This window comes from Geomonas diazotrophica (genome assembly GCF_018919385.1).
GTDB lineage: Bacteria > Desulfobacterota > Desulfuromonadia > Geobacterales > Geobacteraceae > Geomonas > Geomonas diazotrophica.
Genome location: NZ_JAHLMF010000047.1, coordinates 1 through 807 on the forward strand (window position 1 = coordinate 1; position 807 = coordinate 807).

General features: G+C 51.8%; 1 protein-coding gene. It reads right to left on the reverse strand.

Annotated elements, in window-relative coordinates:
- The coding region (locus KOM00_RS20500; protein ID WP_216500870.1) for an Arm DNA-binding domain-containing protein at window positions 1–807 on the reverse strand (807 nt) is incomplete at both ends.

Below are 807 nucleotides of genomic sequence, written 5' to 3' on the forward strand. Positions count from 1 at the left end.
AGATTTGACGCTTCCTGAATGCAGTCTTCAGGGTTTGCTTGTCCTGGCCGAGAACGAAGGAGCATTTGACGTTGATGTAATCGCTGTTGATGTCCTCTTTCTTCAATCCTCCCATTTCGGAAGGGATCATGCCGGTCAGGATCATGAACTCGGCAATCGGCTGATAGAAAGAGGGGAGGTGATCCAGGAACCGGAGCCATTCATCGAACCGAATGACAACGTGCTCTTTCTTCTCAGTCTTTGGCAGCCTTTTTTTCAGGTTGTCAAAGGGGCTTTTCAGTACCCAGCGGTAATGGTCACAGGCATCGTTCCAGATCGCCCTGAACGGCATCAGAATATTCATCTTCCGGGCCGTGGAAAGTGGCTTTCCTTTGTTCTTCCCGCGAGTGCATAGCAGGGAGTCGGCAAACTTGAAAACCGTGGTGCTGGTGATCTGGTAAAAGGAGACGTTTTTGAAGTGAGGGAGGATCTTCGTCTCGATAGCTTCCCGGTAGTCGTTCCGCTTCGTCGGTGAGCTGAAGGAGGGGAAGATAGTATCCATCCATTCCTTCACGTATTCACCGAAAAGAACCTGGTGCGGTTCCGGTCGGTACTCCCTGCCTTCCAACATGGTGAAGTGGGCCTTTTCCTGCTCAGAGGCGCCAGGGAAGGCGTCTGCAAAGCGGAAAGTGCCATCTTCAATCCGCTGGTGAATCCGGTCAAGGAAATCACGAACACGGCGTTCATTGGCCGGGGTGTCATCCAGCTCTGTTGACCTGGTGATGCGTTGCCCGAAGTAGTAGAAGTCTACGTAGAGCTTTTTCGATT